Raw genomic sequence first — 22,420 nt, forward strand, 5'->3', positions numbered from 1 at the left:
ACGCTAAGATCAATCCAACGAATGTTTCTGATGGCATGCATCACGGAGATTCATCAATTGTCGGCCTACCCCAGTATTGATACCGATGTTCTGCGCACCTTTGTCGCGATTGCCGATCAGGGCGGTTTCACCCGCGCCGGCGAAATGGTCAACCGCACACAGTCGGCGGTGAGCATGCAGATGAAGCGTCTGGAAGAGGACGTGTTGCAGCGCCAGTTGTTCGAGCGTGATGGTCGCCAGGTGCGCCTGACTGCCGAGGGCCAGGTCTTGCTCGGGTATGCGCGGCGCATCCTCAAGTTGCACAGCGAAGTGTTCAACACATTGCGCGAGCCGCACATGGTCGGCACGGTGCGCATCGGCACGCCGGATGATTACGTGATGCGTTTTCTGCCGGGGATCCTCTCGCGGTTTGCGCAGTTCTATCCGCTGATCCAGATCGAAGTGCATTGCGAATCGACCCGACAGCTGCTGCAGCGCACCGATCTCGACTTGTCGATCGTGACTCGCGAGCCGGGCAACGAGATTGGCCAGTTGTTGCGCAAGGAGCGTTTTGTCTGGGCCGAGGCACAGAACTTCAGTGCTCACGAACAGACGCCGCTGCCGCTGGCGATGTTCAACAGTGACTGTTTTTGCCGTTTGTGGGCCTGCAACGCACTGGACGCGATGGGCCGCGAATACCGCATCGCCTATAACAGCACCAGCCTGTCGGCGCTGATGGCGGTGGTGAGCGCCGGCCTGGCGATCACCGCGCAGCTGGAAAGCCTGATCACTCCGGACATGCGCATTCTCGGCGCCAACGAAGATCTGCCACTGTTACCCGAGGCAAGCATCATGCTGATCCGCAACCTGAACAATCCGTCGCCGATCACCGAATGCCTGGCCGAGCACATCGTCGAAGGCTTCAAACTTTAAACGCGAGCATCACCGCACACAGCACCAGAAAACCGCAAAACAGCCCGCGCAAGAGCTTTTCCGGCATCGCGTGGGCGACCTTCACCCCCCAACTGATGCTGGCCAGCCCCCCGATGGCCAGCGGCAAGCCGATCATCCAGTCCACTTCATGATGCACCGCGTACGTCACCAGCGTGACCCCGGTACTCGGCAATGCCAGGGCCAGCGACAAACCCTGAGCAACCACCTGAGTGGTGCCGAACAGGCTGGTCAGCACGGGCGTCGCCACCACTGCCCCGCCGACACCGAACAAACCGCCCATGGTCCCGGAGGCCGCTCCCAGCACGCCGAGCCAAGGCCAGGAGTAACGCATTTCGGACGTCGCCGCCGGACGCTTGCCGAACATCTTCAGCAAGTTATAGGCCGACAGCACCACAAGAAATGCGACAAAACCGATGCGCATGGTTTGCGCGTCGATACCCACCGCCCAGATCGAGCCGAGCCAGGCAAAGCAAAAGCCCATGACCGCCAACGGCATCGCATGACGCAGTTCGATGCGATTGCGCTGATGGTAGCGCCACAACGCCAGCATCACATTCGGCACCACCATGACCAATGCGGTGCCCTGAGCGATCTGCTGATCAAGGCCGAACCACACGCCCAGCAGCGGGATCGCGATCAAGCCGCCACCAATGCCGAAGATGCCACCGAGCGTACCGAGGGCGGCGCCGAACAACAGGTACAACAAAAACTCCATCACAGGCGAATTCCTCTTACGTCAGGCGAATCATCCTACGCAGTCACGGCTGGCGGGGAAACGCACAGCGACGCACAATGGCTATGCAGATTTCGCACAGGCGTAGCTTTTTCATGAACCCCAACCAATTGACCGAGCAACTCGGACTGTTTCTCGATGTACTGGAAAGCGGGAGCTTTTCCGCCGCCTCGCGGCGCCATCCGCTGACACCATCGGCGGTCGCGCGGCGTATCGACAGCCTCGAAAGTGCAGTCGGCAGCCAATTATTCATCCGCAGCACCCACGCCGTGCTGGCCACCCCCGCGGGTCTGGCGTTCGCCGAACGGGCGCGGCGCATCATTGCCGAGTTGCAACTGGCCCGGGCCGAGGCCGTGTCCCTGAGCAGCGCGCCGGAAGGCCTGATCCGTATTGACGCGCCGGCAGCCTTCGGACGACGGCATCTGGCGCCAGTGATTGCCGACTTTCTCGTCCTCTACCCGGGGCTGGATGTGCAATTGCACCTGATCGACAGCTTCGTCGACATGGCCGGATCGAATCTGGGCAAGGTCGATCTGGTGTTGCGCGCCGGGCAACTGGCTGATACCCGACTGGTCGCCACCCCGCTGGCAAGTATTGTGCGCATCGCCTGTGCCAGCCCGGACTATCTCAAGCGCCGAGGCTTACCGAGTGCTCCGGCGCAGTTATCCGAACACGACGGCCTCGACTGGGACGGCCTCGCCCCGCCTTTCGCCTGGCGCTTCGAGCAGGACGGCCAGATGCAACTGCATCGGCCGGGTCGCATCCGCATGAGTGCCAACAATGCCGAAGCGCTGGTATGTGGCGCTCTGGCCGGATTGGGCGTTGCACACCTGCCGACCTGGCTGGCGAGCGAATACCTGCTGCGCGGTGAGTTGTTGCCGCTGTTCTGCGAACACGGTCTGCCGGAACCGGAATCCACCGGTATCTACGCATTACGCATGGAACAGCAAACCCATTCGCGCAGCCGTTTGCTGCTGGAATACCTCAAAACGCGGTTTAGCCCGGTGCCGCCCTGGGATCTGGCGCTGCAGCGCGAGCTGGGCCGGCACTAGGACGGGAAAATTATCTGGCGCATTAAAGGTTCGGGCGCTAGATTCATGACCACTCTCGAACAAGGCTTTGACATGACTTCCGAACGCGATACCTGCGAGGACCTGCTGCTGGATAACCAGGCCTGCTTCGCCCTGCACTCCACTTCGCTGATGATGACCAAGGTTTACAAGCCGCTGTTGCAGGTCTTGAACCTGACCTATCCGCAGTACCTGGCGATGATGGTGCTGTGGGAGAAGGATGGTTTGACCGTCGGAGAAATCAGCGCTCGACTACTGACCGATCCGGGCTCGCTGACGCCATTGCTCAAGCGCCTGGAAAGCGAAGGCTTGCTCAGCCGCACACGCAGTCGCGAGGATGAGCGCGTGGTGATCGTCGAACTGACGGAACAGGGCCGTGCGCTGCGCGACAAGGCGCAAACCATTCCGCAATGCATCCTGGGCGCCAGCGGCTTCACCCTGGAACGCCTGCAGAAGCTGCAAGCGGAGTTACAGGCACTGCGTAGCCATCTGCAGGACAGCCTGATCTGACCCGCCATTAGTTCCACTGTAGGAGTGAGCCTGCTCGCGATATCGGTAGCGCCATCGTACTGACTGTTACACCGCTATCGCGAGCAGGCTCGCTCCTACCTGTGATTTCGTTGTCTGAACAATATTTTTTCACGCCTAACTTCCCCGCCAACCCGTCTAAACAGCGCTTTCCAGGATAACCGGGCGCGCGCTTTAGCGTCGAAGCGAACATTTCTCGAAAAAATATCTTGCGCGCTAAACATTAGCGAGCTACATTCACTTCGCACTTAGTTAGCGCGCAAACAATTAGCGCACAAATACACTCAACGAGGCTCACACCATGCAAACGCTCTACACCGCAATCGCAACCTCCACCGGCGGCCGTGATGGTCGTGCGATCTCCAGCGACAACATCCTTGACGTCAAACTCGCCACCCCGAAAGAACTCGGCGGTGCCGGCGGTGCTGCGACCAACCCTGAGCAACTGTTCGCTGCCGGCTACTCGGCCTGCTTCATCGGCGCACTGAAATTCGTCGCCAGCCAGACCAAACGCAAGATCCCTGACGACGCCTCGATCACCGCACACGTTGGTATCGGCCAGATCCCGGGCGGTTTCGGTCTGGACATCGACCTGCACATCAGCCTGCCGGGTCTGGAACAGGCCGATGCACAGAGCCTGGTCGAAGCGGCGCATCAGGTCTGCCCGTACTCCAACGCTACCCGTGGCAACGTTGACGTGCGTCTGCACACCACCGTCTGAAGCCATACGCAAATCCCAATGTCGGCCTTCGCCCACAGGGGATTGCGTGAAACTCAAATCGCAGGCACAAAAAAGCCCGACTCAATGGTCGGGCTTTTTCTTTCCGCGAAAAGCGATGCTTATTTGGCACGGCCTTTGTAGGAACCGCCTTCGCGGGTATCGATCTCGATCATGTCACCGATTTCGATGAAGTCAGCAACCGACAGCTCGGTACCGTTCTTCAGTTTGGCAGGCTTCATCACCTTGCCGGAAGTGTCACCGCGAGCGGAACCTTCGGTGTAGTCAACCTGACGCACGATGGTGGTCGGCAGTTCTACGGAAACCAGACGCTCTTCGAAGAACACGGCTTCGCAAACGTCGGTCATGCCTTCTTCCACGAATGGCAGAACAGCTTCGATGTCTTCAGCGTTCAGCTCGTACATGGTGTAGTCGGTGGTGTCCATGAACGTGTAGGAGTCACCGCTGATGAAAGACAGGGTGGCTTCTTTGCGATCCAGGATCACGTCGTCCAGTTTGTCGTCCGCACCGTAAACGGTTTCGGTCTTGTAACCGGTCAGCAGGTTCTTCAGCTTGGTCTTCATGATCGCGCTGTTACGGCCCGACTTGGTGAATTCAGCTTTCTGAACCAGCCAAGGATCGTTGTCGATACGGATCACGGTACCGGGTTTGAGTTCTTTACCAGTTTTCATTGCGAATATCCGAATTTGGATGGGATTTACAAAAATCTAGGCCGCGTATCATATCCAATTTAGGTAAAACCTTACCAGCGCTGCGGCAAGATCGGCCTGCAAGCCTTGTTCCAGACACCACACTTCAGCGTTTTTCTGCAGTTCTGGCCAATGTTTGCGGGCGTTGAGCCAGTGATCGCCAATCGGCTGACCGGCACTCCACGCCCGCCACAGACCGTTCATCGCCTCAGCGGCGGCCGGTGAAAGCCCTTTCGTATACAGCGCGAGGAACGCGTCGAGCTTGTCCAGATGGATGTCTTCGTCCTGCTGATAGATGTGCCAGAGCATCGGCCGCCCCGCCCACTGCGCCCGCACGAACGAGTCTTCACCCCGCACCGCGTTGAAATCGCAGCACCAGAGCAGGTGATCGTATTGATCCTGACGGACGAACGGCAGCACCTGCACCGTCAACGCCTGACGCACGTTGAGGTCGCCGACGGCCAGCGAATCGACCCCGAGCCAGTGCGCAACATCACCGAGAATTCGCCCTTCCGGCACCAGCAGATGGGTGGGTTCGTCATCGGCGGCCAGCACATCCAGCCAGCTGGCGAGACCGGTGTTCTCGTAGGCGAACAATGAAATCAATTGTGCGCCCGGTGCGCGAACGATCCCCAGACTGTCGAGGAATTGCCGCTGTGCAGCGGCGTCCTGTTGAAATTGCCGACGCCGCTCAAGCAAACCGCGTTCACGCAGCAAGCCACCGGTGCCCGGCTGAAACCCGGGGAAGAAGAAAAACTTCTGCACCGATTTGTATTTCACCGAAGGCAAACCATGACAACCGACGACCCAGTCTTCGGCGCTGAGGTAATCGAGGTTCATCCACAGCGGCGGCTGTTGGCGCTCGGCCATGGCATCCATGTACGCAGGCGGCAACTGACAGGCAAACGCGGCGATCACCACGTCTGCGGCTTGCGCCTGTGTCCACTCGCTCGGCCAGTGGCATACCTCGACGCCCTCCTGCCATTGCTGCGCGACATGGATATTGATCTCGGGGCACATACGCTCGAAGGCACGCAGATCATCGACCCACAAGCGCACCGTCAGTGAATGCTCGGCCACCAGTTGCCGGGCCAGACGCCAGGTCACGCCGATGTCGCCATAGTTGTCGACCACGGTGCAAAAAATATCCCAGCGGGTTTTCAGATCCGACATTCAAGACTCCCGTTGGCAAAAGCCGCGATTGTCCGCATAAATGACCTCGCGCAGAAGAGCCGACGGCGATTAATCTTCGTGCGACAATCGCCACTTGCCCGCAACCATCCGCCAGGAGGCAGCCATGCCCTATCGCCCCAATCCGCGTCGCCCCTTGCCTGTCCAGCTTAGCGCGCTGCGCCTGACCGGCAGTATTGCCCTGGGCATGTGGCTGGGGTTCCTGGCCATTGCGCTGACCTGCTGGCTGCTCGCGCCTGTGCTGTTCAAGGAACAATTGGCGCCGGTCGCCCAGGCGGTACAGCAACTGGCCAATCCGCCGGCCGTCCAGGTCCAACCGGAGAGTCCACCGCAAAACCGGCTGTTCGAGCAGTACGAAGAGAACCTGCGCAAAAACGAACAACAGGCGCGACTGGATCAGGCACGCGGTAACACGCGCAACCAGTCAAATCCTAAATGCCAGTTCTGGCTGCAACAGGACCAGACCGCGCCGAGCGAAAAGAGCCGCGCCAATGTTTTGCAATTCTGCGATTGATCATGAACAAACACATCGTCCACCAACTGATTCTCGACAAACTGCGCGTTGACCTCGACATCGCCGAGCGCGCCGCGCAAACCGCTTACGAAACCGCGACCCACGAGGAAAACATCGCCGAAAACAAGTACGACACCCTCGGACTGGAAGCGTCGTATCTGGCAGCAGGTCAGGCGAAACGGGTCGAGGAAATTCGCCAGTCACTGGCGCTGTGCCAGAACCTGACGTTGCGTGCCTACGACGAAAGCCGTGGCATCGAGGTCGGCTCCCTGCTCGGTCTGGAGGACGAAAAGGGTCGCGAACAATGGCTGTTTCTGGCGCCGGATGCGGCGGGCCTGAAAGTCGATGTGGTGGGTCAGCCGATTACCGTCATCACCCCGCGCTCGCCGCTGGGCAACAGCCTGCTGGGCAAATTCGAGGGCGATGAGGTGGAGATTCTGGTGGCGGGCACCCGGCAACAGTTCGCTGTCACCGAGGTGCTGTAGGACAACCGCTTAGTGAACCGGCAGTTCGACGCCGTCGAACAGCTCTTCCAGTTCCTGCTTGTTGTGACACTGAATGGCCTTGGCCATCACTTCGCGGGTCAGGTGCGGCGCGAACTTCTCGATGAAATCGCACATGAAGCCGCGCAGGAAGGTGCCGCGACGGAAACCGATCTTGGTGATGCTCGACTCGAACAGCTCGCTGGCATCCAGCACTACCAGGTCGTTGTCGAGTTTGGTGTCGACCGCCATCTTCGCCACGATGCCCACGCCCAGGCCCAGACGCACGTAGGTTTTGATCACGTCGGCGTCGGCGGCGGTGAACACCACTTTCGGCGTCAGGCCACGATGGCTGAAGGCTTCGTCGAGTTTCGAACGGCCGGTAAACCCGAACACGTAAGTCACGATCGGGTATTCGGCCAGCGCTTCAAGCGTCAGTTTCGGCAGTTTGGTCAACGGGTGGCCCTGCGGCACGACCACGCAACGGTTCCAGCGGTAGCACGGCATCATTACCAGATCGCCGAACAACTCCAGCGCCTCGGTGGCAATAGCGAAATCGACGGTACCGTCAGCGGCCATCTCGGCGATCTGCATCGGCGAACCCTGGTGCATGTGCAGCGCCACGTCCGGGTATTGCTTGATGAAATTGCTGATCACCGGCGGCAGCGCATAACGCGCCTGAGTGTGCGTGGTGGCAATCGACAGGGTGCCCTTTTTCTCGTTGGAGAATTCCTGGGCAATCTGTTTGATGCTTTCGACCTTGCGCAGAATCTCACCGGCAGTGGTGATGATGCGCTCGCCGGCCGGCGTGACGCGAGTCAGGTGTTTGCCGCTGCGGGCAAACACTTCGACGCCGAGTTCGTCTTCCAGCAAGCGGATTTGTTTACTGATGCCCGGTTGCGAGGTGTAAAGGCTTTGGGCTGTAGCGGAAACGTTGAGGTCGTGGTGCGCCACTTCCCAGATGTAGCGCAATTGTTGAAGCTTCATATGAATCCCTCAAAGCAGGTAGACGCCACGGGCATCAGCGTTGGTATATAACTATATTAATGGTTTGAAGAATAAATCTAGAACTTTTTTATCAAAAGACCATTATTCCTGCTCAGCGATCCTCCCGGCGCCGACGCTCCACCAAGGGCACCAGATACACCGGCACCTTGGCCAATTGCAGGACCCGGGCCGCCGTGCGCCCCAATGGCGTTTCTGCGCCCACCCCGTGGCTGTGACTTCCTACGATCAGCAAATCGACAGAGAGTTTCTGCACCTGGTCCAGAATCACCTGCGACGGATCGCCCTGCAGCACACGCACGGCACAAATGCGCTGCAGATCCTGCTCGCCCTCTTCACCCAGTTCTTCGCGAAAACTTTCCAGCACGCGCTGCTCGATACTGGCGATGACGGTTTTCAGACCCTGACTGTGGAATTCGTTCAGTGCCTGCTCGTCGAGATAACTCTGCAACACCGATTCGGCAAACAGCCCCATCGGCTCCACGGCATGCACCACATACAGGTCGGCATTGAACGTTCGCGCCAGCGCCAGGGCATGCTGCATCACTAACGGTGCGTACAGACCGAGGTCAGTGGCATACAGCATCGAACGAATCATATGACCTCCTCGCGTGCCAACATGGCGGAGATTTGATTCAGCTTAGCAGTGCCTTGGCGACTACGACGGGCGACGCAACGTCTTGAACCACAGGGCTTTAGACCGGCGGTTCGTTGCTGATGCCATGGGGCACGTGGCCCGTGGCGACCACTTCACGGGCCAGTTCGCAGTGACCGGTCTGATCGTCGAAAAACACATCGGCGGCAAACGCTTCGAGAAACGCCGATTTGGTCAGGCCGCCGAGAAACAGTGATTCATCGAGACGGATATCCCATTCGCGCAAGGTGCGGATGACGCGCTCATGGGCCGGCGCCGAACGTGCGGTGACCAACGCCGTGCGAATCGGACACGCGTCGTCGGGAAACTCGCGCTGCAACAGATTGAGCGCAGCGAGAAAGCCTTTGAACGGTCCGCCGCGCAAAGGCTCACGCGCCGACTCACGCTCCTTGGCCTGAAACGCTTCCAGCCCACCAGACTGATAGACGCGCTCCGACTCGTCGGAAAAAATCACTGCGTCACCGTCGAATGCGATGCGCAATTCGTCGCTCGCCGCACGGCTGGCGCCGCCGGACAGAATCGTCGCCGCCGCGAACCCGGCATCCAGCGCTGCGCGCACGTCCTCGGCGTGAGTGGAGAGAAACAGGTCGCAACCGAAGGCCTTCAGGTACGGATAAGGGCTACGCCCGCCGACGAAGGCTGCGCGGGAAATGGCCAGGCCGTAATGGTGAATCGAGTTGAACACCCGCAAGCCGGTGTCGGCGCTGTTGCGCGACACCAGAATCACCTCGACCCGCGCGCGGCCGAGACGACTGTTGAGGCTCAGGAGCTTTTCCACCAGCGGGAAGGCATCGCCCGGCGCGAGGATTTCGTCTTCGTGTTCGATCTGATATTGCCGATAGGCTTCGACGCCGCTCGACAGGTAAACCTTGTGGCTTTCGCTCAGGTCGAACAGGGCCCGCGACGAGATCGCCAGCACCAGTTTGTCATCGATGTTCTTGGCCATGCCTTCCCCCACCCCTTACACAAAAATCGACCTAAACGTTACGTCGGTCGATAAAACAAAGACTGCGATACAGCGCGTCGATACGCGGCAGTTCGAGACCCGCCGCTTTGGCCGCCGCCAGTGGCCGGGCGTAGATCGCCTCAAGCTCCAGCGGACGTTTGTGCACAAAGTCGTGGTGCATGCTCGGCCAGTAGTCAGGCATTTTCTCGGTCATGGTGAACAGGTAGTCGGCGTAACCCGGCGGCATGTCGTGGCCACAGGCCTTGGCGCCCTGCACCACTTCGGCCATCAATGCCTGAATCAGCACGCGACTGTCGGCATCGGCCATCAGCGGTGCGGTGCCGGCGCCGAGCAGCACCGACAGACCGTTATAGGGAATATTCCACACCAGCTTCTGCCAGCGCGCCTGATGCAGATCGGGCATCGCTTGCGACTCGATGCCCGCCGCACGGAACAGGCCGGAGCCCTCCTCGACCAGCGCCATGCGTGCGGCATTCTCCAGCGCCGGACCGCTGTGATAACCGACGTTGACCGCGCCCAGGGCCTGATGCGTGATCTGCCCCGGCCCCTCGCGATGCACGCAGATCAGGCACAGCCCGCCCAGCAGATGCAGGGACTCGGGCAATAGCTCACGCAAACTGTCTTCGACTTCGAGGCCGTTTTGCAGCACCAGCACCTTCGCGTCAGGCTTCGCCGCCTGAATGATCGACGGTGCCAGACCGGCATTGCTGGTGGTCTTGGCGCCGACCAGCAGCCAGTCGCACTGAGGCATGTCTTCGGCCGCCGCATAGGCCTGCACCGGATGCAACGCCAGCGGACCATGCACCGCACTGTTCACCTGCAAGCCGCTCTCGGCCACCGCCGAGAACTCGCTGCGCAACAGAAAGTGCACATCGAAGCCGGCCCGCGCCAGCATCACACCGTAGAAACCGCCAATCGCACCGGTACCGATAATCCCCACCACCGGTTTGTTCACTGCCCCCATCATGGCAACTCCTCTGCAATTCGACCCAGTGCCTGCACCAATGCCCCGTTGAGAGCATCGGCCGTCAGGCGCGTGTGCAATGCTCCAAAGAACTCGCCGTCGCGCACCACAAACAACGCCGGCAAATGAAAGACCTGATAACGCTCGACCAACCCGCCGTTGGCGCCGGCATCGATCCAGCACAAGCGATCCACCGCCAGCGCCATTCCCGGCAACACTTCGCGGGCGAAACGGCAACTGGCACAGCCGACACTGGTGAAAATCACCAAGGAAACGCCGCTCATTGCCAGCAGCCGCTGGTCGGCGTCGAAATCGGTCAGCTCGGATTCGACCACTATACTGGGGGAAACAATGTCAAATGGCCGACACAGGGAGTCTGTGCTCATGGGACGTTTCATTCCTCATCCGGACGAGGTGCCGGTTGAATTAACCTTGCTCAAGCCTGAGTGTATTTCCAGGCAACAGCTGCACACTATCAGCCTCGGCGGCATCGCTTGCAATTACCACCGCGCCTGGCGCCACGGCACGGCGCTGCAAGTGCGCATGCCGACGCTCAATGCCGATATCTGCTATCCGGGCTACGTGGCGTGGTGTCTGCGGCGCAAAAAAGGTTATCTGGTGGGGATCGCCTTCACTGACGAACAGACGCTGTTCAGCGCAAGAATGGGTGAGCAAGTGTGTCAGATCGAGCGTTTCTGCCGCATGAACGACGCCCACGAAGATCTGCAGGATATTCAGGCACTGGCCCTGCAATGGGTCGAACAGCATGCCGACGAGTTCTCCCACGACAGCGTGCGCAAGGCTTTCGCCCAGCCTGTGCCGGACTGACGCAGTTTTCTAAAGCGTTACGTGCCCATTGTCGAGCAGCGTCTGACGCGCTAAGGTTCCGCTCCCCGACGCGCTTAAATCTGCTGTGCTCCGCCGCGCGGGGATCGCTGGCGGCCGGCACCCGTGACCTGACGAGTAAACGATGGCTGATTTACCGATCAACGACCTAAACGTCGCCTCTAACGAGACCCTGATCACTCCCGATCAGCTCAAGCGTGATATTCCTCTGAGCGACGCTGCCCTGCGCACCGTCACCAAGGGCCGCGAAGTCATTCGCAACATTCTTGATGGCACCGATCACCGTCTGTTCGTAGTGATCGGCCCGTGTTCGATCCACGACATCAAGGCCGCCCACGAATACGCCGATCGCCTCAAGGTGCTGGCGGAGGAAGTCTCCGACACCCTGTATCTGGTCATGCGGGTGTACTTCGAGAAGCCGCGCACCACCGTCGGCTGGAAAGGTCTGATCAACGATCCGTACCTGGACGACTCGTTCAAGATTCAGGACGGTCTGCATATCGGTCGCCAGCTGTTGCTGGATCTGGCCGAAAAAGGCCTGCCGACCGCCACCGAAGCCCTCGACCCGATCTCCCCGCAGTACCTGCAGGATCTGATCAGCTGGTCGGCCATCGGCGCGCGCACCACCGAATCCCAGACCCACCGTGAAATGGCTTCCGGCCTGTCTTCGGCCGTTGGCTTCAAGAACGGTACCGATGGCGGCCTGACCGTGGCGATCAACGCGCTGCAGTCGGTGTCCAGCCCGCACCGCTTCCTCGGCATCAACCAGGAAGGTGGCGTGTCGATCGTCACCACCAAGGGCAACGCCTACGGTCACGTGGTGCTGCGCGGTGGTAACGGCAAGCCGAACTACGATTCGGTCAGCGTCGCCCTGTGCGAGCAGGCGCTGGACAAGGCGAAGATCAAGCCGAACATCATGGTCGATTGCAGCCACGCCAACTCCAACAAAGATCCGGCCTTGCAGCCGCTGGTGATGGAAAACGTCGCCAACCAGATCCTGGAAGGCAATCAGTCGATCATCGGCCTGATGGTCGAAAGTCACCTGAACTGGGGTTGCCAGGCGATTCCAAAAGACCTCGCCGACCTGCAATACGGCGTGTCGATCACCGATGCCTGCATCGACTGGTCCGCCACCGAGAACACCCTGCGCAGCATGCACGCCAAGCTCAAGGACGTGTTGCCGAAACGTCAGCGCAGCTGATTCAGGTTTCGCAGGCATAAAAAAAACGCCGGGCATTGCCCGGCGTTTTTGTGTGTGTTCGATTAGATCTTCGCGGCGCGGCGCTGATGACGTTCCATGTAGCGCTCGACGTAGGAGCACGACGGAATCACCGTGTAGCCCATTTCTTCGGCGTACTGCAGCGCGCTTTCCGTCAGCGCTGCGGCAATGCCACGACCACGCAAGGCATTGGGCACGAACGTGCGATAGATATCCAGGGTCTGTTTCCCCAGATCCATGTATGTCAGGTAGGCACGATGACCGTCCACATTGGTCTCGAACTGATGACCAGCCTGGTCATGGTGGATGGACAACGCCTCGCTCATCACTACTCCTCGCGGGTCTTGGATTCTGACCCCTACCTTACCGATGTTTTTCCGGCGAAGGAACAACTACGCCACCCCGTGCCTGATGGACACCGAGAAGAGCCACACCGATCTCGCGCAACCGAGCACCTGATAAATAGTAGGCACCATTGGCAAAAATGCTCAAGGTGCACTCGTCATCACGGGTGGTTGACGGGGGGTTGCTCCGTTGGACGCAGGGATCGTGCGGGAGACCCTCTTCCCGATCGATGCACCTGAACATTGCCGGATGTTGAGACTTAAGACGCAGCGCCTTTTTTAAAGTCACCTCAACATGGACAAAGATAAGCGAAGCAGCACGCAAAACCGAAACAAAAGTGTAGACGAAGTCATCTAGTCAGACTTTAGCCAAGACTGCGAAAACAGCACGCGGCCAAGGGAACTTTTTCTCATTAACTCGCTCGGCGCGGGGCTTGCAGCTGGGTGTTTTTTATACAACCTGTTAAAAGTTGCTCGAAAAAGAATCAACGCCTACAATTTTTTTTGCTTCTTGCGCTACGTCAGTTTACTTACTACAAGTAATGGGTAGTATGTACGCCGGCTATTTCCTCAATCGTGAGGAGACAGCCACTTAATTTGAAAGTCCTTGAAGGGGAACACGATGAACAACGTTCTGAAATTCTCTGCTCTGGCTCTGGCCGCAGTTCTGGCTACCGGTTGCAGCAGCGCATCGAAAGAAACCGAAGCACGTCTGACCGCTACTGAAGACGCAGCTGCTCGCGCCCAGGCTCGTGCAGACGAAGCATACCGTAAAGCTGATGAAGCTCTGGCTGCTGCTCAAAAAGCACAACAGACTGCTGACGAAGCTAACGAGCGTGCTCTGCGTATGCTGGACAAAGCTAGCCGCAAGTAATAATCCCTCGGGATTGTTATCAAGCCGACCCATTTTTTGGGTCGGCTTTTTTATTGCCCGCACTTTCGTCCGGGCAATAAAAAACCCGTCGACGCCTGACGCATCGACGGGTTCGGACCAGACCTTACTGCTGCAGGTCGATCGGCGCGCTCGAGACAATCGGCGCCGAGGTATTCGGCGTGCCGATCTCGGTTGGCAAGCCATCTTCAGCCGCGACCACATCACGCACCACATCCCAGTTCATACGCAGGTTGTTGGTGATGTCGTCACGCTTGAGCATCGCGTTGATCACCGCTGTGTGCTTGTCGACCACCGACGGGTTGCCCTTGTCGTCGATCGGCGTGTGCGCTTCCAGGTAGACCTTGCCGCCACTGCGACCGAACTTGTAGGCATCGTTGAGGATGCGTACCGAAGTACCGACCGGCACCATGCTGGCCATCTCCAGCACGTTGTTGTTGAACATGCGGAAGCAGCCGTGACTGGTGCGCATGCCGATACCGAACTTCTTGTTCGAACCGTGGATCAGGTAGCCCGGCGTGCCGAGGGTGAACTTGAACGGCCCCAGCGGGTTGTCCGGGCCGGCCGGCACCACGTTCGGCAACGGATCGCCGTCAGCGGCGTGCTCGGCCTTGATCGAGGCCGGAGGCGTCCAGGTCGGGTTCGGCGTCTTCGCAGTGATGGAGGTGTGCGCGATTGGCGAACCCCAGCCTTCACGACCGATACCCAACGGGAAGGTGTACACCACGTTGCGGCCTTTCGGGTAGTAATAGAGGCGGTATTCGGCGAGGTTGATCACGATGCCCTCGCGCGGCCCCGGCGGCAGGATGAAGCGCGTCGGCAGGACGATTTCGGTACCGGCGCCCGGCAACCACGCATCGACGCCCGGGTTGGCGGCGACCATTTCCGAATAACCCAGATCGTATTTGGTTCCCAGGTCAGCGAAGGTGTCTTCGTACTTGGCTTTGATCACCTGGACCTGACCGATGATGTCTTCACCGGGGGGTGGCAGGGGAAACTCCAATGCAGCAACGGGACCGGCCACACACAGGGCGGCAAGTGACAGGCAGCGGGTGACGGCAGGAAAGCGCGGCAACATCCGGAAAATCCTTCGCATGATCATCAAGGGTATAAGTGCGCGATTGTACACCGCACCTTGGGAATTCGGGGAGACCACCCCGCAGCAAGCGACAAGGTGCTTTGGATGGGAGCAAGCCCGCTCCCGCACCGGACGCCTCGCCGGGCAGCTTAGAGTTCGAAACGCAACTCGGGCCAGATCGGCGAGGTGCCGCGCTTCTGCGATTCCAGAATTGCCCGGCACAACGAACACAGGCGCTGATCCTGGAACACCCGGCGATCCACGCTCGACCAGCGTGGTTGCGCCGGCAGCAGACTGCCGCACAAGGTGCGATCCGCCGAGCCGCCGAGTTCCAGCTGACGGGTCACCAGATGCACCCGCACTTCCTGGCAGGCGAACAGATCCAGCTGTTCGTCAGGCTCGATCAGTTGGTAGGCAAACAGGGACCAGGCAGAACGCGGCATTGGGGGCTCCAAATAAGGGGGCGCCACATTAGCCGAAAGCCTGCCACTAGAAAAGCCTCATAACAGCGGTTTTAGCGTCGGCCAGACATTTTCCAGCAACTTGCCCTGAGCCCCGGCTGCCGGGTGCAGACCATCGGCCTGCATCAGGTCCGGATGACCGCCGACGCCGTCGAGGAAAAACGGTACCAGCGGGATCTTCTTCTCGTCGGCGAGTTTGCCGTAAACCTCGGCAAAGGCATCGGTGTAGCGCTTGCCGTAGTTGGGAGGCAGCTGCATGCCGAGCAACAGCACCTTGGCGCCACTCTGGCGCGAGCTGTCGATCATCGCCGCAAGGTTTTGTTGCAATTGCGTTGGCGGCATTCCGCGCAGGCCATCGTTGCCGCCTAACTCGAGGATCACCAGTTCCGGCTTATGCTCTGCAAGCAGCGCCGGCAGCCGTGCCTGGCCTCCGGCACTGGTGTCGCCGCTGATGGAGGCGTTAACGACTTTATCGTCGAAACCCTCCTGTTTGAGCCGTTGCTCGAGCAGCGATACCCACCCCAACCGGGTATCCAGTCCGAAACCGGCGCTGATACTATCGCCAACGATCAGGACAGTACCCGCCGCTGCGTTCTGGGCCATGCACGTCAGGGCCAGGCCAGCACTCAAAAACCACACACGCATCGGATTCTCCATGGGCGCAAGCATTCTCACCGCGAAGAACCTCAGCAAAGTGGTTCCCAGCGCGGAAGGTGAACTGACTATCCTGCACGAACTCAGCCTGGAACTGAACAAGGGCGACAGCCTGGCCATCGTCGGCGCGTCCGGTTCCGGCAAATCCACCCTGCTCGGCCTGCTCGCCGGCCTCGACCTGCCGAGCAGTGGCGAAGTCATTCTCGCCGGCCAGGGCCTGAGCAATCTCGACGAAGACCAGCGCGCGCGCATCCGTGCCGAGCACGTCGGCTTCGTCTTTCAGTCGTTCCAGTTGCTCGACAGCCTCAACGCACTGGAAAACGTCATGCTGCCGCTGGAACTCGATGGCCGCAAAGACGCCCGTGAACGTGCGACCGAATTGCTCCAGCGCGTGGGTCTCGGCCAGCGCCTGACACATTCGCCGCGCCAGCTCTCCGGTGGCGAACAGCAACGTGTAGCCATTGCCCGTGCGTTCGCTGCCGAGCCGGATGTGCTGTTCGCCGACGAACCCACCGGCAACCTCGACAGCCACACCGGCGAGCGCATCAGCGACTTGCTGTTCGAATTGAACAAGGAACGCGGCACCACCCTGGTGCTGGTGACCCATGACGAACGCCTGGCCCATCGCTGCCGGCGTCTGATCCGACTTGAAGCCGGGCTGTTGGTTGCCCCTCTGGAGCCTTGATGGCACGTCTGCCGCTGTTGCGCCTGTTCAGCCTCGCCATTCGCCAACTGCTGCGCGATGCCCGCGCCGGGGAGTTGCGCGTGTTGTTCTTCGCACTGGTGGTCGCCGTGGCGGCCAGTACCGCCATCGGCTACTTTGGTGCCCGCCTCAATGGCGCCATGATGCTGCGCGCCACCGAGTTCCTGGGCGCCGACCTGGTGCTGGAAGGCAGCTCGCCGGCACGCGAGGAACAGATCCGCAGCGGCACCGAGCTGCGCTTGAATCACGCGCAGGTGGTGGAGTTTTCCAGCGTCATTGCTACCGACAACGGCATTCAGCTATCGAGCATCAAAGCGGTCGATCGCGCCTATCCCTTGCGCGGTGAACTGAAGAGCGCCCCGGCGCCATTCGCTGTCGAAGCGTCCGGCGGTGAACCGCAACCCGGTGAGGCCTGGGTCGAGGCGCGCCTGCTGACCGCACTGGACCTGAAGATCGGCGACAGCATCGACGTCGGCATGAAGACGTTGAAGCTGACGCGCGTGCTGACCTACGAACCGGACCGCGCCGGCAACTTCTACAGCCTGACGCCACGGGTCATGATCAACCTCGATGATCTCGCCGCCACTGGCGTGGTCCAGCCCGGCAGTCGCGTGAGCTACCGCGAACTCTGGCGCGGTGAACCGCAGGCGCTGGAAACCTATCGGCAATTGATCAAACCGGGGCTGGCGGCGAACCAGCGGATTCAGGATGCCCGTGACGGCAATCGGCAGATTGGCGGCGCGCTGGGCAAAGCCGAGCGTTATCTGAACATGGCCAGTCTGGTGGCGGTGCTGCTGGCCGGGGTGGCCGTGGCGTTGTCGGCGAATCGCTTTGCCAGTCGCCGCTTCGACGCCAGTGCCTTGTTGCGCTGCCTGGGTCTGTCGCGCCGGGAAACCATGGTGTTGTTCAGCCTGCAGCTGACGGCGCTCGGGCTGCTTGCCGCCCTCAGCGGCGCGCTGCTCGGCTGGCTGGCGCAACTGGGTCTGTTCGCGCTGCTGCATGACCTGCTGCCAAGTGATGTGCCACCGGGCGGAGTGTTCCCGGCCATTGCCGGGATCGGCACCGGACTGGTGGCGCTGGCCGGATTCGCCCTGCCACCGCTCGCCGCGTTGGGACGTGTACCGCCGCTGCGCGTACTGCGCCGCGACATGCTGCCGATTCCTTCGAGCACCTGGATGGTTTACGGCGCAGCCCTGGGCGCCCTCGGCCTGATCATGTGGCGCCTGAGCCTGGACCTGCTGCTGACCTTCGCCCTGCTCGGCGGCGGTGTGGTAGCGGCGGTCATTCTGGGTGGATTGCTACTGTTGCTGCTCAACAGTTTGCGCCGCCTGCTGGCCCGCGCCTCCCTGCCGTGGCGCCTGGGCCTTGGCCAGTTGTTGCGTCATCCACTGGCCGCCGCCGGGCAAGCATTGGCGTTCGGTTTGATTCTGTTGTCGATGGCCTTGATCGCCCTGCTGCGTGGTGAACTGCTCGACACCTGGCAGAACCAGTTGCCGAAAAACGCCCCGAACTACTTTGCCCTGAACATCCTGCCGGCGGACAAACAGGCCTTCACCGATCATTTGGTCAACGTGTCCGCGCAAGCAGCGCCCCTGTACCCGGTGGTGCCAGGACGCCTGATCAGCATCAACGACGAAGCAGTGCAGCAGATCGTCAGCAAGGATTCGGCCGGCGACCGCGCCATTCAGCGCGATCTCAGTCTGACGTGGGCCGCCGACCTGCCGGCCGGCAACAAGCTGACCGCCGGGGAATGGTGGAAGGATCAGCCGGGCGACGAGATTCCTGGCGTTTCCGTGGAAGGCAAAGTCGCCGAGAGCCTCAAGCTGAAACTGGGCGATCACCTGGTGTTCAGCGTTGGCGGGGTCAACCGAGAAGCGAAGGTCACCAGCCTGCGTGAAATCAATTGGGACAACTTCCAGCCAAACTTCTTCATGATCTTCCAGCCCGGCACCTTGAGGGATCTGCCGGCGACCTACCTGACCAGTTTCTATCTGGCTCCCGGCCACGATCAGCAGATCATCGAGCTGTCGCGGGCGTTCCCGGCAGTGACCATTCTGCAGGTCGAAGCGCTGCTCGAACAGCTGCGCAGCATCCTCGCCCAGGTCACGCTGGCGGTGGAGTATGTGTTGTTGTTCGTGCTGGCGGCGGGGATGGCGGTGCTGTTTTCCGGATTGCAGGCAACCCTGGACGAACGCATCCGCCAAGGTGCGTTGCTGCGCGCACTCGGCGCGGAACGGCGGTTGCTGATCAAGGCGCGGCGCATCGAGTTCGGTTTGCTCGGCGCCGTGAGCGGCTTGCTGGCGGCCATCGGTTCGGAAGTGGTGAGCCTGGTGCTGTACCGCTACGCCTTCGATCTGCCGTGGCATCCGCACCCGTGGTTGCTGTTATTGCCACTGATTGGCGCGGCCTTGATTGGCGGCGCCGGAGTGTTCGGCACCCGGCGCGCGTTGAACGCGAGCCCACTGACAGTGTTGCGCGAGGGTTGATAGACTCAAGCACTCTCCATCACAAGAACTTGCCATGAGCCGTTATCGCCCTCCCCGCACCGCCGGCACCGCGCTGATCACCCCTGAAGGTGAAGCGCGGATGCGCGCCGAATTTCATGAGTTGTGGCATGTGCGCCGCCCGCAGGTGACGCAATCGGTCAGTGAGGCGGCGGCACAGGGTGATCGCTCGGAAAACGCCGAGTACACCTACGGCAAGAAGATGCTGCGCGAGATCGACAGTCGCGTGCGTTTTCTCACCAAGCGCCTGGAAGCCTTGAAGGTCGTCAGCGAAAAACCCAGCGATCCGAACAAGGTCTATTTCGGCGCCTGGGTCACCATCGAAGACGAAGACGGCAAGCAGTCGCGCTACCGCATCGTCGGTCCGGATGAACTGGATCTGAAGCTGGGTTTGATAAGCATCGACTCACCGCTGGCCCGCGCCTTGATCGGCAAGGCGCTGGACGCCGAAGTGCGGGTGCAGACGCCGACTGGCGAGCAATTCGTCTATGTCGTGGCGATCGACTACCCGTAACGCATTTCAACCCCGGGTGATCAGTCCCTGCCGCGCAACACGGGTCAGCTGTTTGATCATTTCCGCAGCATCTGCCGCGCTGGGCGCCTGAATCACGGCCAGGTCGAAACTGTCGCTGGCAAAGCGTGCCAGTGACTCGCCGTCTTCGACAAACTGGATCAGGAACGCGGCAGGACCGCCGCTGCGACGTGGCCAGCCATCGAGATAACGCAACAGCGTCGGCTGATGTTTGCCACCAAGCAGGATTTTCGGGTTGCGCTGGGTGATATGCGCGGTGATCGGCGCTGGACGTGCTGGAGGGCGTAGTGCATTCATCGTGTCGTGTCTCTGCCTCAAAAGTCTGCATGGCAGGTGAGAGGCAACACCGAACCAGCGCTTTAGCGGTATTTCGAAGCCCTGTTCCGGCTTCTGACGGCAACTGTCTGAGTCACCTGGCGCCCCGCAAGTAGCTGTTTAAATCGGCGCATGAGCAACATCCTAGAGAACGTGACCGATGGGTGTCAAGAATCAGCCGCAACAAAAAAGGCCCGCACAATGCGGGCCTGTTGCTTGAGCCAGAGCGCTTAACCGGCGATGGCGCGATCCACCGAAAGCTTGCCGGCGCCTTCAATCAGTACTGCGAGGCTGCCACCGAGCAACGCCAGGGCAAACTCGTAGCCGTTGTTGGCCATGAACAGACCGTTGCTGATGTGCACGGTGAAGATGGCCACCAGCGACAGGAAGGTCAGACCCAGCGCTGCCGGACGCACCAGCAGGCCGATGATCAGCGCCAGCCCGGCGAAGAACTCGGTACCGCCGGCCAGTGTGGCCATCAGGTAACCCGGGTGCAGACCGATGCTGTCCATGTACTGCGCCGTGCCCGCCAGACCGTAACCACCGAACAGACCGAAAAGTTTTTGCGAACCGTGAGCCGCGAAGATCACGCCGACAGCGATGCGCAGGATGGTCAGACCGTAGCCGGCGCGGGTGAACAGAACTTTGTTGATCAGAGAGCTCATGGGGCGTTCCTTGTTTTTGCGAGAAGTTGTGTGTGTTGGTTGGCCGCTATATTAATCAGTAAATTTCATGTTAAAAGCGCAAATATTCCGCCATAACAATCAGTTTATTAGATCATTTCCGTGAGACGATTTTTTGCGCCCCGGGCTCCAACGACTCCCGCTCCCGGTCGAACGCCAAGTAATACTTGTTCACGCTATTAACATAGCTGACAGGCCCCATTCCTACTTGCTCCATGGCGATGCGTTCGACCTGGAAAAACCACTGATTGGGGTTCAGCCCACGCCGCCGGGCTTCAGCGCGCATGCCCTGCACACGTTCGGGACCGATGTTGTAGGCCGCCAGGGTGAAGGCCATGCGCTCGCGCTCATTGAGCTTGGGGCTGTTGAAGAACTTGCGACGGATCATCGCCAGGTACTTGGCGCCGGCCTGCACGTTGGCATCGAGATTCTGGATATTGTTGACACCCACACGCTGGGCGGCGGACGGCGTGATTTGCATCAACCCGGTCGGGCCGCTGCCGCTGCGGGCGCTGGGTTGCAGCGCCGATTCCTTGAACGCCAGCGCGGCAAGGTTCAACCAGTCCATGTTCTGCGCCTGGGCATGTTTTTGCAGGGTCGGGCGCAGTTTTTCCAGGCGCTGGCGATCAGCCCTGGCCAGTGGATAGTGAACCTGGTAAAGCCGCCGATAGATACGCAGAAACGCCGCATCTTCGTTCGACGGTTTTTTGTAACCGCTGAGGAAACGATCAACGCTCGCCCGTAGCATCGAAGCATCGCGACGCACGAACCAGTATTCCTCTCCCGGCTCGCTGATCATCAGTTGCCGGTCGAAACGCAGCTTCGGCAAGATTTTGCCCCAACGCTCGGCAATCGGTTGCTCGACAATGGTCAGGTGGAAGATGCCGCCCTGCACCATCTCCAGCACATCTTCGACCGCCAGCGTCGGGTCGACCCATTCGATCTTGATTGGCGCCAGTTTGTGCAGCGCCAGTTTCTGATTGAGCTGACTGACCGCCTCCCCCGCCGCACTGCCGGTCGGCAACGCCAGGGTCTTGCCGGAGAGCTGTTCGACCTTGGTGTAACGCCGCTCGCCCTTGATCCCGACCAGCACCAGTGGCACGTTGCTGGCGATCGGCTCACTGCTGGCCACCGCATGGCCCGGTTGCAGTTCAAGCAACTCGCCCGGTGCGACCAGATCACCCTCGCCGCGCTGCAACGCGCCCAGCAGCTGATCCTTGGCCTTGGGAATGATCTTGAGGGTGATTTCCTGGCCGTCACGGGCGTGGCCATTGAGGTATTGCTCGAAGGCGCGCAGGCGATGGTATTCGACACCGATGGCCTGCCCTTGAACTTCACCGGAGCTGTTGCGGCTCTGGTTGACCAGCACGCGCAAGACGCGGCTGCTGCGAATCTCGGACAAGTCACGCACCTTGGCCGCCGGTACGGCTTGCAGCGGCCCGGGCAGGCGCGCAACCGCCGTCATCGGCAGCAGCAGCGAACCACACAACAGGAGCAACATCGAGGGACGAACCATCCACTCTCCGGAAAGAATACGGGGTAATTTCACCGCTGAACGGTCGAAATCACCGACGAAAACAGAGCGCCTGGAGCGCTGACAAAGTGCGAGAGACTGGCACAGTGATGGCATTACTGCCAACCCGGACTGCGTCGCGGCATCAAAAGACAGCTATAACTCGTTGTAGTTCTTGGCTTTTCTTATGAATCTACAGCTCTGGT

General features: G+C 60.3%; 27 protein-coding genes. 12 read left to right on the top strand and 15 right to left on the bottom strand.

Features of this window, described 5'->3' with window-relative positions; genetic code table 11:
* Positions 1-57: 57 nt before the first annotated feature.
* Positions 58-912 (top strand): LysR substrate-binding domain-containing protein, encoded by an 855-nt coding sequence (locus HV782_RS20410; RefSeq protein ID WP_177490677.1) that lies wholly within the window; start codon positions 58-60, stop codon positions 910-912.
* Here the strand turns inward: HV782_RS20410 and HV782_RS20415 are convergent.
* On the bottom strand, positions 902-1,651 hold the full coding sequence (locus tag HV782_RS20415) for a sulfite exporter TauE/SafE family protein (protein WP_177490676.1): 750 nt from the start codon (positions 1,649-1,651) through the stop codon (positions 902-904). The genes HV782_RS20410 and HV782_RS20415 overlap by 11 nt on opposite strands.
* Positions 1,652-1,761: 110 nt before the next feature.
* Here HV782_RS20415 and HV782_RS20420 point away from each other — a divergent pair, with 110 nt between their 5' ends.
* The 3 genes from HV782_RS20420 (at position 1,762) to HV782_RS20430 (ending at position 3,985) form a co-directional block, all read left to right on the top strand.
* Positions 1,762-2,718 carry a LysR family transcriptional regulator gene (locus tag HV782_RS20420; RefSeq protein WP_186746462.1) on the top strand — a complete coding sequence of 319 codons (957 nt, stop codon included), beginning with the start codon at positions 1,762-1,764 and terminating at the stop codon, positions 2,716-2,718.
* Positions 2,719-2,790: 72 nt separating this feature from the next.
* The gene (locus HV782_RS20425) at positions 2,791-3,246 is read left to right on the top strand and encodes a MarR family winged helix-turn-helix transcriptional regulator (RefSeq protein WP_186746483.1); all 456 of its coding nucleotides are present in this window, start codon (positions 2,791-2,793) and stop codon (positions 3,244-3,246) included.
* Positions 3,247-3,565: 319 nt separating this feature from the next.
* Positions 3,566-3,985 carry an organic hydroperoxide resistance protein gene (locus HV782_RS20430; RefSeq protein ID WP_007964807.1) on the top strand — a complete coding sequence of 140 codons (420 nt, stop codon included), beginning with the start codon at positions 3,566-3,568 and terminating at the stop codon, positions 3,983-3,985.
* Positions 3,986-4,104: 119 nt separating this feature from the next.
* Here HV782_RS20430 and HV782_RS20435 read toward each other — a convergent pair whose 3' ends face one another.
* Together HV782_RS20435 and earP are read right to left on the bottom strand one after the other, a co-directional pair.
* Positions 4,105-4,674, bottom strand: a complete 570-nt coding sequence (locus tag HV782_RS20435) for an elongation factor P (protein ID WP_123466546.1) — start codon at positions 4,672-4,674, stop codon at positions 4,105-4,107.
* A 48-nt stretch (positions 4,675-4,722) separates the two neighbouring features.
* On the bottom strand, positions 4,723-5,865 hold the full coding sequence (gene earP / locus HV782_RS20440) for an elongation factor P maturation arginine rhamnosyltransferase EarP (RefSeq protein ID WP_186746465.1): 1,143 nt from the start codon (positions 5,863-5,865) through the stop codon (positions 4,723-4,725).
* A 124-nt stretch (positions 5,866-5,989) separates the two neighbouring features.
* On the opposite strand from earP, the gene HV782_RS20445 reads away from it, so the two are divergent.
* On the top strand, positions 5,990-6,397 hold the full coding sequence (locus HV782_RS20445) for a hypothetical protein (RefSeq protein WP_186746467.1): 408 nt from the start codon (positions 5,990-5,992) through the stop codon (positions 6,395-6,397).
* Between the two features lie 2 nt (positions 6,398-6,399).
* The gene (locus HV782_RS20450; RefSeq protein WP_128615999.1) at positions 6,400-6,882 is read left to right on the top strand and encodes a GreA/GreB family elongation factor; all 483 of its coding nucleotides are present in this window, start codon (positions 6,400-6,402) and stop codon (positions 6,880-6,882) included.
* A gap of 9 nt (positions 6,883-6,891) precedes the next feature.
* Here HV782_RS20450 and cysB read toward each other — a convergent pair whose 3' ends face one another.
* The 5 genes from cysB to HV782_RS20475 all read right to left on the bottom strand — a co-directional run bounded on the left by cysB (position 6,892) and on the right by HV782_RS20475 (position 10,856).
* Positions 6,892-7,866 (bottom strand): HTH-type transcriptional regulator CysB, encoded by a 975-nt coding sequence (gene cysB, locus HV782_RS20455; RefSeq protein WP_007908591.1) that lies wholly within the window; start codon positions 7,864-7,866, stop codon positions 6,892-6,894.
* A 112-nt stretch (positions 7,867-7,978) separates the two neighbouring features.
* Positions 7,979-8,482, bottom strand: a complete 504-nt coding sequence (locus HV782_RS20460; protein ID WP_123466554.1) for a universal stress protein — start codon at positions 8,480-8,482, stop codon at positions 7,979-7,981.
* 97 nt (positions 8,483-8,579) lie between these two features.
* Positions 8,580-9,485, bottom strand: a complete 906-nt coding sequence (locus HV782_RS20465) for a 5'-nucleotidase (RefSeq protein WP_123466556.1) — start codon at positions 9,483-9,485, stop codon at positions 8,580-8,582.
* 31 nt (positions 9,486-9,516) lie between these two features.
* Positions 9,517-10,473, bottom strand: coding sequence for a putative 2-dehydropantoate 2-reductase (locus HV782_RS20470; protein WP_186746469.1), 957 nt, complete (start codon positions 10,471-10,473; stop codon positions 9,517-9,519).
* The gene (locus HV782_RS20475) at positions 10,470-10,856 is read right to left on the bottom strand and encodes a thioredoxin family protein (RefSeq protein ID WP_186746471.1); all 387 of its coding nucleotides are present in this window, start codon (positions 10,854-10,856) and stop codon (positions 10,470-10,472) included. Before HV782_RS20475 ends, HV782_RS20470 begins: the two co-directional genes overlap by 4 nt.
* On the opposite strand from HV782_RS20475, the gene HV782_RS20480 reads away from it, so the two are divergent.
* On the top strand, positions 10,855-11,298 hold the full coding sequence (locus tag HV782_RS20480) for a PilZ domain-containing protein (RefSeq protein ID WP_123466561.1): 444 nt from the start codon (positions 10,855-10,857) through the stop codon (positions 11,296-11,298). The two genes, HV782_RS20475 and HV782_RS20480, sit on opposite strands and share 2 nt — an antisense overlap.
* Positions 11,299-11,440: 142 nt before the next feature.
* Positions 11,441-12,517, top strand: coding sequence for a 3-deoxy-7-phosphoheptulonate synthase (locus HV782_RS20485; protein ID WP_102900377.1), 1,077 nt, complete (start codon positions 11,441-11,443; stop codon positions 12,515-12,517).
* Between the two features lie 62 nt (positions 12,518-12,579).
* Here the strand turns inward: HV782_RS20485 and HV782_RS20490 are convergent, their stop codons facing one another.
* Positions 12,580-12,861 carry a GNAT family N-acetyltransferase gene (locus HV782_RS20490; RefSeq protein WP_003226804.1) on the bottom strand — a complete coding sequence of 94 codons (282 nt, stop codon included), beginning with the start codon at positions 12,859-12,861 and terminating at the stop codon, positions 12,580-12,582.
* A gap of 640 nt (positions 12,862-13,501) precedes the next feature.
* On the opposite strand from HV782_RS20490, the gene oprI reads away from it, so the two are divergent.
* Positions 13,502-13,753, top strand: a complete 252-nt coding sequence (gene oprI, locus HV782_RS20495) for an outer membrane lipoprotei OprI (protein ID WP_025113130.1) — start codon at positions 13,502-13,504, stop codon at positions 13,751-13,753.
* A gap of 124 nt (positions 13,754-13,877) precedes the next feature.
* On the opposite strand, the gene HV782_RS20500 is transcribed toward oprI, so the two are convergent.
* From HV782_RS20500 to HV782_RS20510, 3 genes are all read right to left on the bottom strand, one after another.
* Positions 13,878-14,849, bottom strand: coding sequence for a L,D-transpeptidase family protein (locus tag HV782_RS20500; protein ID WP_123466563.1), 972 nt, complete (start codon positions 14,847-14,849; stop codon positions 13,878-13,880).
* Between the two features lie 149 nt (positions 14,850-14,998).
* The gene (locus HV782_RS20505) at positions 14,999-15,292 is read right to left on the bottom strand and encodes a hypothetical protein (protein WP_007955656.1); all 294 of its coding nucleotides are present in this window, start codon (positions 15,290-15,292) and stop codon (positions 14,999-15,001) included.
* 57 nt (positions 15,293-15,349) lie between these two features.
* Positions 15,350-15,955 (bottom strand): arylesterase, encoded by a 606-nt coding sequence (locus tag HV782_RS20510; protein WP_186746473.1) that lies wholly within the window; start codon positions 15,953-15,955, stop codon positions 15,350-15,352.
* Positions 15,956-15,965: 10 nt separating this feature from the next.
* Between HV782_RS20510 and HV782_RS20515 the strand changes: the two genes are divergently transcribed.
* From HV782_RS20515 to greB, 3 genes are read left to right on the top strand one after another with little or no spacing between them, the layout of a single operon-like run.
* Entirely contained in the window at positions 15,966-16,649 is a 684-nt protein-coding gene (locus HV782_RS20515; protein WP_007908572.1) for an ABC transporter ATP-binding protein, read from the top strand.
* Positions 16,649-19,153 (top strand): ABC transporter permease, encoded by a 2,505-nt coding sequence (locus HV782_RS20520; protein ID WP_186746475.1) that lies wholly within the window; start codon positions 16,649-16,651, stop codon positions 19,151-19,153. The genes HV782_RS20515 and HV782_RS20520 overlap by 1 nt, the downstream gene beginning before the upstream one ends.
* A 34-nt stretch (positions 19,154-19,187) precedes the next feature.
* A complete protein-coding gene (gene greB / locus HV782_RS20525) occupies positions 19,188-19,685 on the top strand; it encodes a transcription elongation factor GreB (RefSeq protein WP_123466566.1) in 498 nt (165 codons plus the stop codon).
* Between the two features lie 6 nt (positions 19,686-19,691).
* Here the strand turns inward: greB and HV782_RS20530 are convergent, their stop codons facing one another.
* The 3 genes from HV782_RS20530 to HV782_RS20540 all read right to left on the bottom strand — a co-directional run bounded on the left by HV782_RS20530 (position 19,692) and on the right by HV782_RS20540 (position 22,217).
* Entirely contained in the window at positions 19,692-20,000 is a 309-nt protein-coding gene (locus HV782_RS20530) for a class I SAM-dependent methyltransferase (protein WP_123466568.1), read from the bottom strand.
* A 248-nt stretch (positions 20,001-20,248) separates the two neighbouring features.
* A complete protein-coding gene (locus tag HV782_RS20535; protein ID WP_007908568.1) occupies positions 20,249-20,683 on the bottom strand; it encodes a DoxX family protein in 435 nt (144 codons plus the stop codon).
* Between the two features lie 112 nt (positions 20,684-20,795).
* The gene (locus tag HV782_RS20540) at positions 20,796-22,217 is read right to left on the bottom strand and encodes an MltF family protein (RefSeq protein WP_186746477.1); all 1,422 of its coding nucleotides are present in this window, start codon (positions 22,215-22,217) and stop codon (positions 20,796-20,798) included.
* Positions 22,218-22,420 lie beyond the last annotated feature (203 nt).

The organism is Pseudomonas monsensis, assembly GCF_014268495.2.
Lineage (GTDB): Bacteria > Pseudomonadota > Gammaproteobacteria > Pseudomonadales > Pseudomonadaceae > Aquipseudomonas > Aquipseudomonas monsensis.

Coding starts and splice junctions, on each gene's coding strand:
- HV782_RS20420 (WP_186746462.1), top strand. CDS start 1,762: ATGAACCCCAACCAATTGACCGAGCAACTCGGACTGTTTCTCGATGTA.
- HV782_RS20425 (WP_186746483.1), top strand. CDS start 2,791: ATGACTTCCGAACGCGATACCTGCGAGGACCTGCTGCTGGATAACCAG.
- HV782_RS20430 (WP_007964807.1), top strand. CDS start 3,566: ATGCAAACGCTCTACACCGCAATCGCAACCTCCACCGGCGGCCGTGAT.
- HV782_RS20435 (WP_123466546.1), bottom strand. CDS start 4,674: ATGAAAACTGGTAAAGAACTCAAACCCGGTACCGTGATCCGTATCGAC.
- earP (WP_186746465.1), bottom strand. CDS start 5,865: ATGTCGGATCTGAAAACCCGCTGGGATATTTTTTGCACCGTGGTCGAC.
- HV782_RS20445 (WP_186746467.1), top strand. CDS start 5,990: ATGCCCTATCGCCCCAATCCGCGTCGCCCCTTGCCTGTCCAGCTTAGC.
- HV782_RS20450 (WP_128615999.1), top strand. CDS start 6,400: ATGAACAAACACATCGTCCACCAACTGATTCTCGACAAACTGCGCGTT.
- cysB (WP_007908591.1), bottom strand. CDS start 7,866: ATGAAGCTTCAACAATTGCGCTACATCTGGGAAGTGGCGCACCACGAC.
- HV782_RS20460 (WP_123466554.1), bottom strand. CDS start 8,482: ATGATTCGTTCGATGCTGTATGCCACTGACCTCGGTCTGTACGCACCG.
- HV782_RS20465 (WP_123466556.1), bottom strand. CDS start 9,485: ATGGCCAAGAACATCGATGACAAACTGGTGCTGGCGATCTCGTCGCGG.
- HV782_RS20470 (WP_186746469.1), bottom strand. CDS start 10,473: ATGATGGGGGCAGTGAACAAACCGGTGGTGGGGATTATCGGTACCGGT.
- HV782_RS20480 (WP_123466561.1), top strand. CDS start 10,855: ATGGGACGTTTCATTCCTCATCCGGACGAGGTGCCGGTTGAATTAACC.
- HV782_RS20475 (WP_186746471.1), bottom strand. CDS start 10,856: ATGAGCACAGACTCCCTGTGTCGGCCATTTGACATTGTTTCCCCCAGT.
- HV782_RS20485 (WP_102900377.1), top strand. CDS start 11,441: ATGGCTGATTTACCGATCAACGACCTAAACGTCGCCTCTAACGAGACC.
- HV782_RS20490 (WP_003226804.1), bottom strand. CDS start 12,861: ATGAGCGAGGCGTTGTCCATCCACCATGACCAGGCTGGTCATCAGTTC.
- oprI (WP_025113130.1), top strand. CDS start 13,502: ATGAACAACGTTCTGAAATTCTCTGCTCTGGCTCTGGCCGCAGTTCTG.
- HV782_RS20500 (WP_123466563.1), bottom strand. CDS start 14,849: ATGTTGCCGCGCTTTCCTGCCGTCACCCGCTGCCTGTCACTTGCCGCC.
- HV782_RS20505 (WP_007955656.1), bottom strand. CDS start 15,292: ATGCCGCGTTCTGCCTGGTCCCTGTTTGCCTACCAACTGATCGAGCCT.
- HV782_RS20510 (WP_186746473.1), bottom strand. CDS start 15,955: ATGCGTGTGTGGTTTTTGAGTGCTGGCCTGGCCCTGACGTGCATGGCC.
- HV782_RS20515 (WP_007908572.1), top strand. CDS start 15,966: ATGGGCGCAAGCATTCTCACCGCGAAGAACCTCAGCAAAGTGGTTCCC.
- HV782_RS20520 (WP_186746475.1), top strand. CDS start 16,649: ATGGCACGTCTGCCGCTGTTGCGCCTGTTCAGCCTCGCCATTCGCCAA.
- greB (WP_123466566.1), top strand. CDS start 19,188: ATGAGCCGTTATCGCCCTCCCCGCACCGCCGGCACCGCGCTGATCACC.
- HV782_RS20530 (WP_123466568.1), bottom strand. CDS start 20,000: ATGAATGCACTACGCCCTCCAGCACGTCCAGCGCCGATCACCGCGCAT.
- HV782_RS20535 (WP_007908568.1), bottom strand. CDS start 20,683: ATGAGCTCTCTGATCAACAAAGTTCTGTTCACCCGCGCCGGCTACGGT.
- HV782_RS20540 (WP_186746477.1), bottom strand. CDS start 22,217: ATGGTTCGTCCCTCGATGTTGCTCCTGTTGTGTGGTTCGCTGCTGCTG.